We start from the raw sequence: 14,153 nt of genomic DNA on the forward strand, positions 1-14,153 counted from the left end.
AATTCTTCAGAAAACGTTAACCGAGGCATTTTGGCGAGTAAAGACCGGCATAGGAATAGGATCCTTTATCCCCTTGCTTTCGCCGTGCAATTTGCCGGCTTCAGGTCTTCTGCGGCAAAGGCTTGGTTTCCTGCTCCTCGTTCTGGAACTCCTTCGCCATGCCCATGAAGCCGCGCATGAATTTCTGCATGATGCCGAGCGTGCGATCGACCTCGGCATCGTCAGGCAGGCTCGACCCGTTGTTCGCGGCGACCGTCTTTTCCAGTTTCGTTACGCGGTCGGCCAGCCGGTCCAGTTCGTCGTCATAGGCGCTACGCTCGTCGGCGGCCATGCGGCAGACGAGATTGCCGGCTTGATCCTGGCAAATGGACATGGCGCCCGTCTGCCGGTCGAGGCGGATGAAGTGGTCGCCGCTGCGTTCCAGCTGAAAGCGGCCCGCATCAGGTTCGGCTGAAAGAGCCGGTGTGGAGAGAAGAATAGCGGCGGGCAGAAGCATGGCCGCAAAGCCGATTTTCAGTTCCTTCGTCATGTCATCCTCCGGATTTTCTGCGTCAAACGCCGAATCCATCACGGAAACCGTGGACATCGGCGGATGTTTTCGTGCAAAGCCCTATCAGGGCAGCTTTACGTAGGGATGATGATCGCCATGCCAGTGGTTTACAAGATCGTGCCGGACGCGCTCTGGCAGCAAGCCAGACAAACCGGCGTTTTTCATGGCGCACCGATCGATCTGACTGACGGCTTCATTCATTTCTCCACCGCGAAGCAGGCAAGGAAAACCGCAGAACTCTATTTCGCGGGCCAGGCCGGCCTGCTGCTCGTGGCGGTCGATGGCGACGCGCTTGGCGACAAGCTGGTCTTCGAACCCTCGCGCGGGGGCGATCTTTTCCCGCATCTCTATGCGCCGCTGCCGCTTTCGGCCGTATTCTGGGAAAAGCCGCTGCCGCTCGGATCCGACGGCGCCCACGTCTTTCCGGAGATGGCGGAATGATCGGCGCCTTTCGCGATCTCGGCCGGCGCGGCCTGTTCCTGTTCGATCCGGAAACCGCGCACGGCATGTCGATATCGGCGCTGAAGTCCGGCCTGGTGCCGGCCTGCCGCGTCAGTGCCGATCCCCGCCTGCGCCAGACCGTGGCCGGCCTCGATTTTGCCAATCCGATCGGCATGGCGGCCGGCTACGACAAGAATGCCGAAGTGCCGGAGGCGCTGCTGAAGCTCGGTTTCGGCTTCACGGAAATCGGCACGGTGACGCCGAAGGCGCAACCGGGCAATCCGCGCCCGCGCATCTTCCGCCTCGTCGAGGACGAAGGCGTCATCAACCGTCTCGGTTTTAACAACGAGGGTCACGAGGCGGCTTTCCAGCGGCTCAAGGCCATCCGCGGCAACGGCCTCATCGGCGTCAACATCGGCGCAAACAAGGACAGCGCCGACCGTATCGCCGACTACGTGGCCGGCATCCGCCGCTTCTATTCCGTGGCCCGGTATTTCACCGCCAACATTTCCTCGCCGAACACGCCTGGTCTGCGCGACCTGCAGGCGCGCGAAAGCCTGTCCGCCCTGTTGTCGGCCGTGCTTGCCGCGCGTGACGAGGAAGCGGCGAAGGCGGGCAAACGCATTCCCGTCTTCCTCAAGATCGCTCCCGATCTGACCGAGGAGGGCATGGATGATATCGCCGCCGAGACCTTGTCGCACGCGCTTGACGGTCTGATCGTCTCCAACACCACGCTTTCGCGCGATGGGTTGAAGGATCAGCGGCAGGCCAGGGAGGCGGGCGGCCTTTCCGGCAAGCCGGTCTTCGAGAAATCGACCGTCGTCCTGGCGAAGATGCGGCGTCGCGTCGGAGCCGCGCTGCCGATCATCGGCGTCGGGGGGGTGTCGTCCGCCGAAACGGCGCTGGAGAAGATCAAGGCCGGCGCCGATCTCGTGCAGCTCTATTCCTGCATGGTCTACGAAGGGCCGGGATTGCCGGGCCGCATCGTCGCCGATCTCTCGAAGCTGGTCGATCGTGCGCGAGTGGCCTCGATCCGCGATCTCCGCGATACCAGGCTGGATTACTGGGCGAGCCGGAACGTCTGATCCGCGCGCTTCTTCAGGCCCATGGCCAGGAAGATGCCGCGGAACAGCAGGAAGGCGTTCATGGCCATCCAGAGGCCGTGATTGCCGAGCGTCGGCACGAAGACGGCAAGCGCCACGAGGTAGCCGCCGAAGGACATCAGCATCCGGTTGCGCATCTCGCGCGACCATGTGGCGCCGATGAAGACCCCATCCATCAGGAAGGCGAGCGCGCCGGTGAGCCCGGTGATCGCCGCCCAGGGCAGATAGGTTTCGGCGGCGACGCGAACGTCCTCCGAGGTCGTCAGCAGGCGGATCAGCGCCGGGCCGACGGTGAAGAAGAAGACGGCGGCTGCAAGCGCCAGCCCGAAGGACCAGAGCCCGGTCAGCTTCAGCCCGCGCTCGAAGGCCGGGCGATAATTGGCGCCGATCGAGCGGCCGGTGATCTGCTCGGCGGCGTTCGCCAGCCCGTCGAGATAGTAGCCCGATAGCAGAAAGAAGTTCATCAGCACCGCATTGGCGGCCAGCATGACGGCGCCGAAGCTGTTGCCGATGCGCGTCATCAGCGTGAAGGCGCCGATCAGCACGAAGGTGCGGATCAGGATATCGCGGTTGAGCGCGAACAGCTGCGTGAGCTTGGCGCGCGACAGCAGTTCCGCGCGGGGCGGACGCGCCTCGCCGGCAAAGCTGCGCAGCACAATGGTCAGGCCCAGCAGCGTGCCGCTCGCTTCGCCGATCAGCGTGCCCCAGGCAACGCCGGCGACACCCCGGCCAAGACAGAGGCCGAGCACGATGGCGAGCGCGATGTTGACGCCGTTGATGACCGTTTGCAGCAGCAGTCCGATGCGGCCCTGGCCGCGGCCGAGCACGAAGCCGAGCAGCGCATAATTGGCAAGGGCGGCCGGCCCTGAAAGCATGCGGATGGAGAAATAGGTGCGTGTCGCATCGGCGACGCCGCCCTGCGGCCCCATCAGCTTGATGCCGAGCCAAAGCAGCAGGGGCGACAGCAGCACGAGCAGGATTCCGCAACCGACCGCCGATATCAGCGCCCGCCAGAAGACGGCCTGCTGTTCGTGCCGGTCATGGCGGCCATAGGCCTGGGCGGTAAGACCTGTCGTGGAGGCGCGCAGGAAGTTGAAACTTGCAAAGATGAGGTCGAAAAGCACCGCTCCGATCGCAAGTCCGGCCAGCGCATCCGGCTGGCCGAGGCGGCCGACGACCGCGGTCCCAGCGAGGCCGAGCAGTGGCGTCGTCATGAAGCCCAGCGTCATCGGAATCGCGATCGACAGCACGAGCCGATGCGTCACGTCGAAGGGCAGAACCCTCCCGCTCCCCTGTTGGACATCCATGTTGCGCTAAGCCTCCTCAGTTCGAGGAAAGCACCATGGACCAATAAGGCCTGCCACCGGAAGAGGGGGTATAGGCAAGAGCGACGCCAAGACCATCATATTTGCCGAGCATGTTGTGCAAATGCTTCGGCGAATTGATCCAGGCCGTCACCGCCGCGTTCACGTCGTGCTGGCCTTCGGCAATGTTCTCGGCTGCCGGCAGCTTGACGCCGCTTGCCTTGACCCGCTTGCCGAAATCGTCGCCGATGCCGATCAGGTGCTCCATCTTGCCGGTATCCGCCATGCGCCGTGCCTGATAGACGGCCGCGGCGCTGGCGGCGCTATCGATCTTCAATGGCGGCAGCCCGTTCTTGGCGCGAAGCGCATTGACGAGCGGCAGGGCGGAGGCGGTCTGGTCGCTGGCGGGCGTGTTGGAAACACGGGCGGGCGGCGTGGCGCAGCCCGCGACGGACGCGGTGAGCGCAAGGGCGGCGAGGCGCAGCGCATCGCGGCGCGTGCAGGTCAGTATCTGAGAGGTCATGTCAGCGGCGATAATTGAACAGGCGGAGGATGATGAAGAGTGGAATGACGATGGTTGCGCCGAGCAGCAGATAGTCGCCGAATTCGCCAAGCGCAGCAAAGCCGCTGTGCCAGAGATCGACGATGAACCGGCGGACGCCATTCAGAAAATCGAGCGGCCGCCAGCCGAAGAACTTCATCACGAAGCCGACCACGAGCGACACGATGATGAGCTTCACCAGCGTGCGGCCGGGCGAGTCGCCAAGGAATCTGTTCACCTGATCGGACATACTGACGTCTCCATGATGGCAGTCGGTGGTGTTGAGATAGGGCCGGGGCTGGTGACTCGCAAGCACTTTTGCCCGGCGCATACCTCAAACGGGCCTCTGCCTGAAATAGGACTTGAGTTTTTTTGTGGCCGAGTTCAAAGCCGGGCGTCAAACAGGATGAAACCGATGCTGCCGAGCCAGCTTTCCTCCGGCGATGTCATCGCAGACCGCCGCGCCGACTATGCGAAGATGCTTGCCGAAAGCGGCGAGCCTGCGAGCGCTGCCGAGCTGATGGAGCAGGCGCTGGAACTGTCGCCGCGCTGGGCGGCGGGATGGTTTACGCTTGCGACCTATCACGAGAAGGCCGGAAATGTGCCCGGCGCGCTCGCCGCGCTGAACGAGGTGCTGGCGCTCGATGCGGGAGACGTCTTCGGCGCCCGGCTGAAGCTTGCCGTTCTCGGCGGCGCCGACATGCCCGACCGCCCGCCGAGCCTTTATGTCGAGCGGCTGTTCGACGACTATGCCGACCGCTTCGAAACCTCGCTGGTGGAGAAGCTCGGCTACAGCGTGCCCGGCAAGCTTGCGGCGCTGATCGCCGAGACGGCCGATATCCCGAAACATTTCCGCCTCGCCATCGATCTCGGTTGCGGCACGGGCCTGCTTGGGCCGGAGATCCGTGCCCATGTCGACCGGATCGAGGGCTACGACCTGTCGAAGGGCATGCTTGCCAAGGCGGCCGAGAAGAAAGTCTACGACCATCTCGGCCAGGCCGACTTGTCGCTGGAGCCGGATCTGTCCGGCGTGTTCGATGCCGGACTTGGGCCGGGCCGCGCGGATCTGATCACCGCCGCCGATGTGCTGATGTATCTGGGCGCTCTGCAGGGTGTCATGGCGATCGTGCGCAGGCTGGCGGCCGATGGCGCCGTCTTCGCCTTTTCCGTCGAGGATGCGCAGCAGCCGGCCGGCTATGTGCTGCGCGACTCCCTGCGTTTCGCGCATTCGGAAGCCTATGTGAGGGCGATATTGGCCGATCATGGCTTTGACGTGCAGGATCTCTCCCGCAGCGTCATTCGCATGGATGGCGGAAAACCGGTCCACGGCATTCTGTTCATTACGCGCAAATCGGCCTGATTATTCGAATCTTGCGAATTTCAAATAGGTCAGTATTGCTTACGTATTTTCGCTTGATTATCGTCCGAGCTTTCAGCAAAAAGCCTTGAAACACAGGGGAAAGCACATGGCGAACGCGAAGAGCGCATTTGGCGTCTGGAATACATCTGCGACCCGGCATTCATGGGTCGAGGACTTTCAGGGCATACTGTCCGGCAGCCTGATTTCGTCGCTCGGCTTGTTCTGCCTTTCGAGCGCGGGCCTTTTGACGGGCAGCACCGCCGGCATCGCTTTCCTGCTGCACTATGCAATCGGCGTGAACTTCGGCCTGGCCTTCTTCGTCGTCAATCTGCCGTTCTTCTATCTGTCGCTGAAACAGCTCGGCCCGGTTTTCACCGTCAAGACCTTCATTGCCATCGCGCTGACATCTCTGCTCACCAACCTGCAGCCGCTCCTGTTCGACGTGGCACACATCAATGCGCTATGGTCGGCGCTCCTCGGCGGCATTCTGCTCGGTTTCGGGCTGCTCGCGCTTTACCGTCATCGCGCCAGCCTCGGCGGCGTGGGTATTTTGGGGATTTATCTGCAGGAGCGTTTCGGCATTCGGGCAGGGCTTGTGCAGCTTGCCATCGACCTGTGCGTGCTCGCCGTCGCTTTTGCGGTGACCACGCCTCCTGTGGTCATCTGCTCGGTGATTGGCGCCATCGCGCTCAATCTCTTCGTCGCGATCAATCATCGCTCGGATCGCTACATAGCGCTGTAAGGCTGATGCCTACTGTTTGCGGGTCTCGTCGGATTCGACGATAGCGGCTTCGTGATACCAGCTGTCGAATGCGGCCGTGGCAATGGTCGGGCCGATATCCGGGGTGAGGTTCACCTTCGGACGCTGGCTGACCGCCGTGGGGCGGGCCGTGACGGGAAACTGATAGATCTTTGCGGTTTCGTGCCGGGTACTGATTGCCATTCGTTGTCTCTCCCTTTTTGGTGTTCAAGCGGGCGCGCTTCAAGAGACAGCTCATATATAGCAAAGCCGAAGGCAAATATCACCATTCCGCTTAAAAAAAATGCTAAATGATGAAATTATAGGCAATTCGACAATGGCGCGGTCGATGCCGCTTCTTTGATCTGCCAATTTGCCAATCCATTCCGGGGTTGGCTAGCCTGCGACATCTTGGCAGCCTGGTTGGGACGACCTCGGCGATTTGAAAAGAATCCGATGGTTGATGCCCCGAAACCTTGTTCGAATACGGCTGAATCATAAAAATCTTGCCTCACGGGTCCCGTGTCGATCTGATCTGGCACAGCAAATGCATCTCATCTAGCAGCCGTTCGTAGTGAGGAATTTTCCGGCGGGCGCGCCGGGCAAGTTTTCCTACTTCGCCTGATTAACTGTTATGAGGTGCGTAATGACGAAATTTAAACTCGAGTACATCTGGCTCGACGGGTACACCCCGGTACCGAACCTGCGCGGTAAAACGCAGATCAAGGAATTCGACGTATTTCCGACGCTCGAGCAGCTTCCGCTTTGGGGCTTCGATGGTTCGTCAACGATGCAGGCCGAAGGCCGCAGCTCCGATTGCGTGCTGAAGCCCGTCGCCATCTATCCGGACCCGGCCCGTACCAACGGTGCTCTCGTCATGTGCGAAGTCATGATGCCCGATGGCGTGACCCCGCATGAAACCAACAGCCGCGCGACCATCCTCGACGATGAAGACGCATGGTTCGGCTTCGAGCAGGAATATTTCTTCTACAAGGACGGCCGTCCGCTCGGCTTCCCGGAATCCGGCTATCCGGCTCCGCAGGGTCCTTACTACACCGGCGTTGGCTACAAGAACGTCGGCGATGTCGCCCGCGAGATCGTTGAAGAGCACCTCGACCTTTGCCTTGAAGCAGGCATCAACCACGAAGGCATCAACGCCGAAGTGGCCAAGGGTCAGTGGGAATTCCAGATTTTCGGCAAGGGCTCCAAGAAGGCCGCCGACCAGATCTGGATGGCTCGCTACCTGCTGCTGCGTCTGTGCGAAAAGTACGGCATCGACATCGAGTTCCATTGCAAGCCGCTCGGCGACACCGACTGGAACGGCTCGGGCATGCACTGCAACTTCTCGACCAAGTTCATGCGCGAAGTCGGCGGCAAGGCCTATTTCGAAGCGCTCATGGCTCAGTTCGACAAGAACCTCGAAGCGCATATCGCTGTTTACGGTCCGGACAACCACCTGCGTCTGACCGGCAAGCACGAAACGGCTCCGTGGAACAAGTTCAGCTACGGCGTTGCCGACCGCGGCGCCTCGATCCGCGTTCCGCATTCCTTCATCAAGAACGATTACAAGGGCTATCTCGAAGATCGTCGCCCGAACTCGCAAGGCGACCCCTACCAGATCGCTTCGCAGGTTCTGAAGACCATCTCGGAAGTGTCGACGGCCGGGTCCGCTTCGGCTGCTGCCTGATTATTTTCAACCTCGGTTCGCCGAGGTGGAGACAAACGAAAAGCGCGGGATTTCGGTCCCGCGCTTTTTGCGTCTTGAAGCTGGTCTCAAGCAGCCTTGCTGCCGGCATCGACCGGATGCTGCGAGCGGAAGCCGACGGCAAGGCGGTTCCAGACGTTGATCGTGGCGATCGCGACGGTGATCTTGACGATCTCCTCTTCGCTGAAGTGCTGCTTCAGCGGCTCGTAGTCGGAATCCGGGATGCCGGTCTGGGCAATCTTGGTGACGGAATCGACCCAGCGGAGCAGGGCGCGTTCGCGATCGTCATAGACGGGCGATTCCCACCAGACGCACATCAGGTTGATCCACTGTTCGCTGAGGCCATCGTGCCGGGCTTCCTTCACATGCATGTCGACACAGTAGGCGCAGCCGTTGATCTGCGAGGCGCGAAGCTTGATCAGGTGGATGAAACGGCGCTCCAGGCCGCTGCTCTGAACGAAGTTTTCCAGCGCGACGACGGCCTTGTAGGAATCGGGCGAGGCCTTGGCGAAATTGAAACGGGGATGCATGGTCTTCTCCTTGGGTTGAACTTTCTGAGGGGTCAGCTTTTTGTCTTGCGTTCATGAAGCGCGAGAAAGGCGCAGCCCCTCGCGGCGATGCCGCCATCCGTATCCGTCTGCCTGAGATCGGTCAGCACGTCGGCAATACTCGTCTTGGCCAATTCGGCCCTGTAGACGCGCTCAGCGGCCAGCATCGCGGCACTGATGCCGCAGGGCCTGGCGAAGTAGCGCCCTTCCAGCGGGTTTGGTCCGCGCTGGCGGATTTCGGCGCAGCGGAAGGCAGGCGCCGGACCTTCCGCCGCCAGCACGATATCAAGCAGGCTGATCGCTTCCGGCTTGCGCGCCAGCCGATAGCCGCCCTTCGGGCCCGGCACGGTGTCGAGAATGCCGGCGCCGGAAAGTGCCTGCAGATGCTTCAGGAGATAGCTGACGGAGACGCCGTGGAATTCGGCAAGCGCCGCCGCCGAAAGCACGCCTCCATCGGACAATCCCGCCAGCATGGCAACGCAATGGATGGATTGTTCGACGCCGTCCCCGAGCTTCATTTTCCAGCCTTTCTAATCATGGATATTTTTTATCCGTGATTATTTGAGGAGTCAATTCTTTTTTGAAGTGAGGCTGTATGGAGCCTGAAAGGCAGCTTTTTGTATGCCGTGCCTCTGACACCCCCCTCTGTCCCTGAAGCCGATAATGCGAAGTCAGGCATCCCCGCTTCTCATCGGCCGCATATCCATTACATTCTACCCCATGGATCAGATCGACACTGCGCAGCCTCTTGCCCTGCCTGCACCTTTCATCCGCTGGTTCGCGGAAAAGGGCTGGCAGCCGCGTGCGCATCAGGTCGAATTGCTTGCCCGCGCCGAGGCCGGCGAAAGCACCTTGTTGATCGCCCCGACCGGTGCGGGCAAGACGCTCGCCGGCTTCCTGCCGTCGCTCACCGATCTCACCCGGCGCGGCAAGATCCCTCCGGGCTCGGCCTTCACCGGCATCCATACGCTCTACATCTCGCCGCTGAAGGCGCTTGCGGTCGATATCGAGCGCAACCTGATGAAGCCGGCTTCGGAAATGGGCCTGCCTGTCTCAGTCGAAAACCGCACCGGCGACACGCCTGCCGGCAAGCGGCAGCGGCAGAAGCTCAATCCGCCCGATATCCTGCTGACGACGCCGGAACAGGTAGCGCTGCTGCTCGCCAATCGCGAGGCCGAGCGCTTCTTCAAGGACCTGAAGTATATCGTCTTCGACGAGCTGCATTCGCTGGTGACTTCCAAGCGCGGCCACATGCTGTCGCTCGGCCTCGCCCGCATCCGCAAGCTGGCGCCGCGCGTACAGACCATCGGCCTCTCGGCGACCGTCGCCGATCCGATGGATCTGCAGAAATGGCTTGTAGCGCAGGGAGAGGGGGAGGAGCGGCATGCCGGCCTCGTCATGGTCGAGGGCGGCGCCAAGCCCGATATCTCGATCCTGTCGACGGAAGAGCGCATCCCCTGGTCCGGCCACTCCGCCAAATATGCGATCCCGGATATCTATCGCGAGCTGAAGGCGCATCGCACCACGCTGCTCTTCGTCAACACGCGCTCGCAAGCCGAAATGCTGTTTCAGGAGCTGTGGTCGGCCAATGACGACAATCTGCCGATCGCGCTGCATCACGGTTCGCTCGATGTCGGCCAGCGCCGCAAGGTGGAGGCGGCCATGGCGGACAACAGGCTGCGCGCCGTCGTCGCCACCTCGACGCTCGATCTCGGCATAGACTGGGGCGATGTCGATCTCGTCATCCATGTCGGCGCGCCGAAGGGGGCAAGCCGCCTTGCCCAGCGCATCGGCCGCGCCAATCACCGCATGGACGAACCGTCGAAGGCAATCCTGGTCCCGGCCAATCGCTTCGAGGTCATGGAATGTCAGGCCGCCCTCGATGCCAATTATATCGGCGCGCAGGATACGCCGCCGATCGGCGCCGGCGCGCTCGATGTTCTCGCCCAGCATGTGCTCGGCATGGCCTGCGCCGAGCCCTTCGACATGCTGGAGCTCTACGATGAGGTGCAGAGTGCTGCTCCCTATGCTCATCTCTCCTGGGAGACCTTCGAGCGCATCGTCGATTTCGTCGCCACCGGCGGTTATGCGCTCCGCACCTATGAGCGCTATGCCCGCATCCGCAAGATGGCGGATGGGCGCTGGCGCGTCTCCAATCCGCAGGTGGCGCAGCAATATCGCCTGAACCTCGGCACTATCGTCGAAGAGGCGATGCTGAATATCCGCATGGTCAAACGCAATGCTCTCGGCTCGCTCGGCCGCGGCGGAGCCTCGCTCGGCAAGGTCGAGGAGTATTTTCTCGAACAGCTCTCCCCCGGCGACACCTTCCTCTTTTCCGGCAAGGTGCTGCGTTTCGAAGGCATCCGCGAGAACGAGTGTCTGGCCTCGCAGGCCTTTTCCATGGATCCGAAGATCCCATCCTATGCCGGCGGCAAGTTTCCGCTCTCGACCTATCTCGCCGATCAGGTGCGGGCGATGATCGCCGATCCCGACCGGCGCCATCGCCTGCCGGATCAGGTGCGCGACTGGCTGGAAATCCAGAAAGAGAAATCGCTGCTGCCCAAGCGCGACGAGTTTCTCATCGAGACCTTTCCGCGCGGCAGCCGCGCCTACATGGTCGCCTATCCCTTCGAAGGCCGGCTCGCGCACCAGACGCTCGGCATGTTGCTGACCCGCAGGCTGGAGCGGGCGGGCGCAAAGCCCATGGGCTTCGTCGCGACCGATTATTCGCTCGGCATCTGGGGCCTGGAGGACATGAGCCTGATGATTGCCAACCGCCGGCTCAGCCTTTCCGATCTCTTCGACGAGGATATGCTCGGCGACGATCTCGAGGCCTGGCTCGACGAGTCCTTTCTCCTGAAGCGCACTTTCCGCAATTGCGCCGTGATTGCCGGCTTGATCGAGCGCCGGCATCCGGGCAAGGAAAAGACCGGCCGCCAGGTGACCGTCTCCGCCGATCTGATCTATGACGTGCTGCGCAGCCACGAGCCGGACCACATCCTGCTGCAGGCGACGAGGCAGGATGCGGCGACGGGGCTTTTGGATATTGGCCGCCTTGCGGATATGCTGAAGCGAATCAGGGGCCACATCACCCACCGGGCGCTGGATCATATTTCCCCGCTCGCCGTGCCGGTGATGCTGGAAATCGGCAAGGTGCCGGTGCCGGGCGAGGCGCACGATGTCCTCCTGGCCGAAGCGGCGGATGACCTGATCCGCGAGGCGATGGAATAGGGCATGATCCAAAAAAGTGTGAAGCGCTTTTGGGTCATGCGAAACAGACGACGAAGGTAGATTGTTAAGGTGATGAACCGCCTGGCGCTAGCGCGAGATATGAACCGTCAGGGCAACGGCGCGATATCGGCGTCGGGCGTCGAGACCGTCGTTCATGGCGTTGCTGCCGTCTGCGATCCGCTTGGCGCGCTTTATCTGCCGGATGCCGGAATTCTCGTCGTCTCCGATCTGCATCTGGAAAAAGGTGCGGCCTTTGCCCGTCGCGGCATGTTGCTGCCGCCCTACGATACGCTGGCGACGCTGACGGTTCTCTCCGCCGTCATCTCCCGCTACGATCCGAAACTCGTGGTTTCTCTCGGCGACAATTTCCATGATCGGGTCGGTTCGCAGCATCTGCCGGAGGAGTTCCGCGGCCTCATCGTCGACATGGCTCGCGGCCGCGAGTGGATCTGGATCAACGGCAACCACGATCCGGACGGCACGGTCGACCTGCCCGGCAATTCCGTCGACGAGATGCATTATGGCGGACTGTGTTTTCGCCATGAACCGAAGGCGGGACTGCAGGCCGGTGAGATCGCCGGCCATCTGCATCCCTCCGCCACGGTCCGGCGTCGTGAAAAATCCGTGCGCCGCCCGTGCTTCGCAACCGATGGCGCTCGCCTGCTGATGCCGGCATTCGGCATCATGACCGGCGGCCTCGACCTTCGCCACAAGGCCATGGCGGGTCTTTTCGAGCGGGAGAGCCTGATCGCCCATCTGCTCGGCCGCGACCGCATCTATTCCGTCCGGTTCGGCAACCTGTCGGCCTGAGCCTTAGCTCTTCCGGAACATGAAGCTCGCACCCCAGCCGGTGACGAGGGCGAGCAGCACGGAAAACACGCCGTAGGCGATCGGCTGCTGATGCGCCGCATCGGTTATCATTTGCTCGATGCCTGTCTTGATGACGCGCAGCGGCAGGGATTTCTCGCCCAGGAACTTGCCGCTCTTGAACAGATAAGCGCGCACCGTATGCACGCCGTTCGGCACGTCGGCGGGGATCCTCAGCGTCGCCTTGAAAAGGGAGGAACTGACGAAGCGGACGCCGGCCGGGTCGCTCTCATAAAGGCCGCCTGTCTTCTGCAGTCGTCGGAAGGCGTTCCGGAATTCCGGCACGTCGGCGATATTGCCGACGAAGCCGACGGGTGTCAGCGGAATATGATCGACGCCGATGCCGCGATCGCTGAGTTCCAGCGGCGCGGTGATATTGTCGACGGCGCGCGTGCTCGACAGCGAATAGGCCTGCGGCACATGTTCGAACGTCATCGAGCGCGTGTTGACCCATATGCCGAAAACACGCTCCTTCCGGCGCACGGTGGCGTTCTCGCGTGGGCCTTCCAGCACGACGACGATGTCGTATTGGCCGATCGCCAGAAGCAGTTGGTCCGTGTTGGAAAGGGCGCCGAAAATCGTCAGGTCGGCGCCCGTAAAGTCGGACGTTATGGCGATCTCGCTGGTCGAGGTGCCGATCTCCATCGTCTCCCGCGCCGTGGTGGAGGTCGTCGGCTGATCGAGCATCACCTGTGCCTGTCCGGCGAGCGGCGCAAGCAGCAGCGTGGCAGCGATCAGCAGGCCGAACCTCCTCATCGGCTCACTCCTTCCATCACCACCGAATAGATGTCTGCCGGCGTGACGATGAGGGCGATCGCCAGGCGAAGGCCGACGGCCAGGACGAGAAGACCGAGCAGCGCGCGTAATTGCTCGCCGCGCAGCTTCTGGCCGACGCGCACGCCATACTGCGCACCGACCACGCCCGCCACCATCAGCAGGAAGGCCAATATGATATCGACGGAGTAGTTGGTGGCAGCCTGCACGATGGTCGTGAAGGCGGTTACGAAAATGACCTGGAACAGCGAGGTGCCGACGACGACGTTGGTCGGCACGCGCAGCAGATAGATCATCGCCGGTACGAGGATGAAGCCGCCGCCGATACCCATCGGCGTCAGCATGCCGACGAAGAAGCCGAGGCCGATCACCGGAATGGCGCTGAGATAGAGCTTGGATTTCTTGAAGCGCAGTTTCAGCGGCAGGCGCTGCACCCAGTTGTGATGGCGGGGCTTGCCGGTCGACGGCGGCAGCTTGCCGGCGGCCCGCCGCATGGCCCGCACGCTCTCCCAGAGCATCAACGTTCCCACGGTGCCGAGCAGAAGCACATAGATCAGCGAGATGATCAGATCGATCTGGCCGAGCCGGCGCAGCAGCACGAACAGCCAGAGGCCGAATGTCGCGCCTGCCAGGCCGCCGGCGAGCAGGATCGTGCCCAGCTTCAGATCGAGCGAGCCGCGCCGGAAATGGGTGAGCGCGCCCGACACCGAGGAGGCGACGACCTGGTTGGAGCCGGTGGCGACGGCCACGACCGGCGGGATGTTGTAGAAGATCAGGAGAGGTGTAATCAGGAAGCCACCGCCGACGCCGAACATGCCGGAGAGAAACCCTACGGCTGCTCCCATGCCGAGAATAATGAGGATATTCACCGACAGTTCTGCAATCGGCAGATAGATCGTCACGCGCTGTTCCCATTTGCAGGCATTTCGGCGCGGTGACCGAAGCCCATTCTTCCCTTAAACGGCGGATTCTAATCCGAAATCATTGCCA

At 62.1% G+C, this 14,153-nt stretch carries 16 protein-coding genes; 7 read left to right on the plus strand and 9 right to left on the minus strand.

Going from position 1 to position 14,153, the window contains the following annotated elements; genetic code table 11:
* Positions 1–100: 100 nt before the first annotated feature.
* Positions 101–529: a hypothetical protein gene (locus ACQZ6J_RS08625; protein WP_163984761.1), complete on the minus strand. Its 429-nt coding sequence runs from the start codon at positions 527–529 to the stop codon at positions 101–103.
* 105 nt (positions 530–634) lie between these two features.
* Here ACQZ6J_RS08625 and ACQZ6J_RS08630 point away from each other — a divergent pair, with 105 nt between their 5' ends.
* Both ACQZ6J_RS08630 and ACQZ6J_RS08635 read left to right on the plus strand, forming a co-directional pair.
* Positions 635–991, plus strand: coding sequence for a DUF952 domain-containing protein (locus tag ACQZ6J_RS08630; RefSeq protein WP_449084154.1), 357 nt, complete (start codon positions 635–637; stop codon positions 989–991).
* Positions 988–2,076 (plus strand): quinone-dependent dihydroorotate dehydrogenase, encoded by a 1,089-nt coding sequence (locus ACQZ6J_RS08635; protein WP_449083392.1) that lies wholly within the window; start codon positions 988–990, stop codon positions 2,074–2,076. The genes ACQZ6J_RS08630 and ACQZ6J_RS08635 overlap by 4 nt, the downstream gene beginning before the upstream one ends.
* Here ACQZ6J_RS08635 and ACQZ6J_RS08640 read toward each other — a convergent pair.
* From ACQZ6J_RS08640 to ACQZ6J_RS08650, 3 genes are read right to left on the minus strand one after another with little or no spacing between them, the layout of a single operon-like run.
* Positions 2,052–3,401 carry an MATE family efflux transporter gene (locus tag ACQZ6J_RS08640; RefSeq protein ID WP_449083394.1) on the minus strand — a complete coding sequence of 450 codons (1,350 nt, stop codon included), beginning with the start codon at positions 3,399–3,401 and terminating at the stop codon, positions 2,052–2,054. The genes ACQZ6J_RS08635 and ACQZ6J_RS08640 overlap by 25 nt on opposite strands.
* A gap of 16 nt (positions 3,402–3,417) precedes the next feature.
* Positions 3,418–3,921 (minus strand): CAP domain-containing protein, encoded by a 504-nt coding sequence (locus tag ACQZ6J_RS08645; RefSeq protein ID WP_449083396.1) that lies wholly within the window; start codon positions 3,919–3,921, stop codon positions 3,418–3,420.
* A gap of 1 nt (position 3,922) precedes the next feature.
* The gene (locus tag ACQZ6J_RS08650; RefSeq protein ID WP_163984757.1) at positions 3,923–4,189 is read right to left on the minus strand and encodes a DUF6460 domain-containing protein; all 267 of its coding nucleotides are present in this window, start codon (positions 4,187–4,189) and stop codon (positions 3,923–3,925) included.
* Positions 4,190–4,354: 165 nt separating this feature from the next.
* On the opposite strand from ACQZ6J_RS08650, the gene ACQZ6J_RS08655 reads away from it, so the two are divergent.
* Positions 4,355–5,299 (plus strand): methyltransferase, encoded by a 945-nt coding sequence (locus ACQZ6J_RS08655; protein ID WP_449083398.1) that lies wholly within the window; start codon positions 4,355–4,357, stop codon positions 5,297–5,299.
* 106 nt (positions 5,300–5,405) lie between these two features.
* Complete coding sequence (locus tag ACQZ6J_RS08660) at positions 5,406–6,041, plus strand: YitT family protein (protein WP_163984755.1); 636 nt, start codon at positions 5,406–5,408, stop codon at positions 6,039–6,041.
* A 9-nt stretch (positions 6,042–6,050) separates the two neighbouring features.
* Here ACQZ6J_RS08660 and ACQZ6J_RS08665 read toward each other — a convergent pair whose 3' ends face one another.
* Positions 6,051–6,242, minus strand: coding sequence for a DUF2735 domain-containing protein (locus tag ACQZ6J_RS08665; RefSeq protein ID WP_163984754.1), 192 nt, complete (start codon positions 6,240–6,242; stop codon positions 6,051–6,053).
* Positions 6,243–6,684: 442 nt separating this feature from the next.
* On the opposite strand from ACQZ6J_RS08665, the gene ACQZ6J_RS08670 reads away from it, so the two are divergent.
* Positions 6,685–7,725, plus strand: a complete 1,041-nt coding sequence (locus ACQZ6J_RS08670; RefSeq protein ID WP_163984753.1) for a glutamine synthetase beta-grasp domain-containing protein — start codon at positions 6,685–6,687, stop codon at positions 7,723–7,725.
* Between the two features lie 86 nt (positions 7,726–7,811).
* On the opposite strand, the gene ACQZ6J_RS08675 is transcribed toward ACQZ6J_RS08670, so the two are convergent.
* Both ACQZ6J_RS08675 and ACQZ6J_RS08680 read right to left on the minus strand, forming a co-directional pair.
* A complete protein-coding gene (locus ACQZ6J_RS08675) occupies positions 7,812–8,273 on the minus strand; it encodes a carboxymuconolactone decarboxylase family protein (RefSeq protein ID WP_163984752.1) in 462 nt (153 codons plus the stop codon).
* A 32-nt stretch (positions 8,274–8,305) separates the two neighbouring features.
* Positions 8,306–8,809, minus strand: coding sequence for an RrF2 family transcriptional regulator (locus tag ACQZ6J_RS08680; RefSeq protein WP_163984751.1), 504 nt, complete (start codon positions 8,807–8,809; stop codon positions 8,306–8,308).
* A 202-nt stretch (positions 8,810–9,011) separates the two neighbouring features.
* Here ACQZ6J_RS08680 and ACQZ6J_RS08685 point away from each other — a divergent pair, with 202 nt between their 5' ends.
* Both ACQZ6J_RS08685 and pdeM read left to right on the plus strand, forming a co-directional pair.
* Entirely contained in the window at positions 9,012–11,522 is a 2,511-nt protein-coding gene (locus tag ACQZ6J_RS08685; RefSeq protein WP_449084155.1) for a ligase-associated DNA damage response DEXH box helicase, read from the plus strand.
* A gap of 72 nt (positions 11,523–11,594) precedes the next feature.
* Entirely contained in the window at positions 11,595–12,332 is a 738-nt protein-coding gene (pdeM, locus tag ACQZ6J_RS08690; RefSeq protein ID WP_449084156.1) for a ligase-associated DNA damage response endonuclease PdeM, read from the plus strand.
* 3 nt (positions 12,333–12,335) lie between these two features.
* Here the strand turns inward: pdeM and ACQZ6J_RS08695 are convergent, their stop codons facing one another.
* Together ACQZ6J_RS08695 and ACQZ6J_RS08700 are read right to left on the minus strand one after the other, a co-directional pair.
* Positions 12,336–13,076 (minus strand): TIGR02186 family protein, encoded by a 741-nt coding sequence (locus ACQZ6J_RS08695; protein WP_246725672.1) that lies wholly within the window; start codon positions 13,074–13,076, stop codon positions 12,336–12,338.
* A 65-nt stretch (positions 13,077–13,141) separates the two neighbouring features.
* Positions 13,142–14,065 (minus strand): sulfite exporter TauE/SafE family protein, encoded by a 924-nt coding sequence (locus ACQZ6J_RS08700; protein WP_449083402.1) that lies wholly within the window; start codon positions 14,063–14,065, stop codon positions 13,142–13,144.
* Between the last annotated feature and the right edge of the window lie 88 nt (positions 14,066–14,153).

It is taken from the genome of Rhizobium sp. A37_96 (assembly GCF_053521765.1).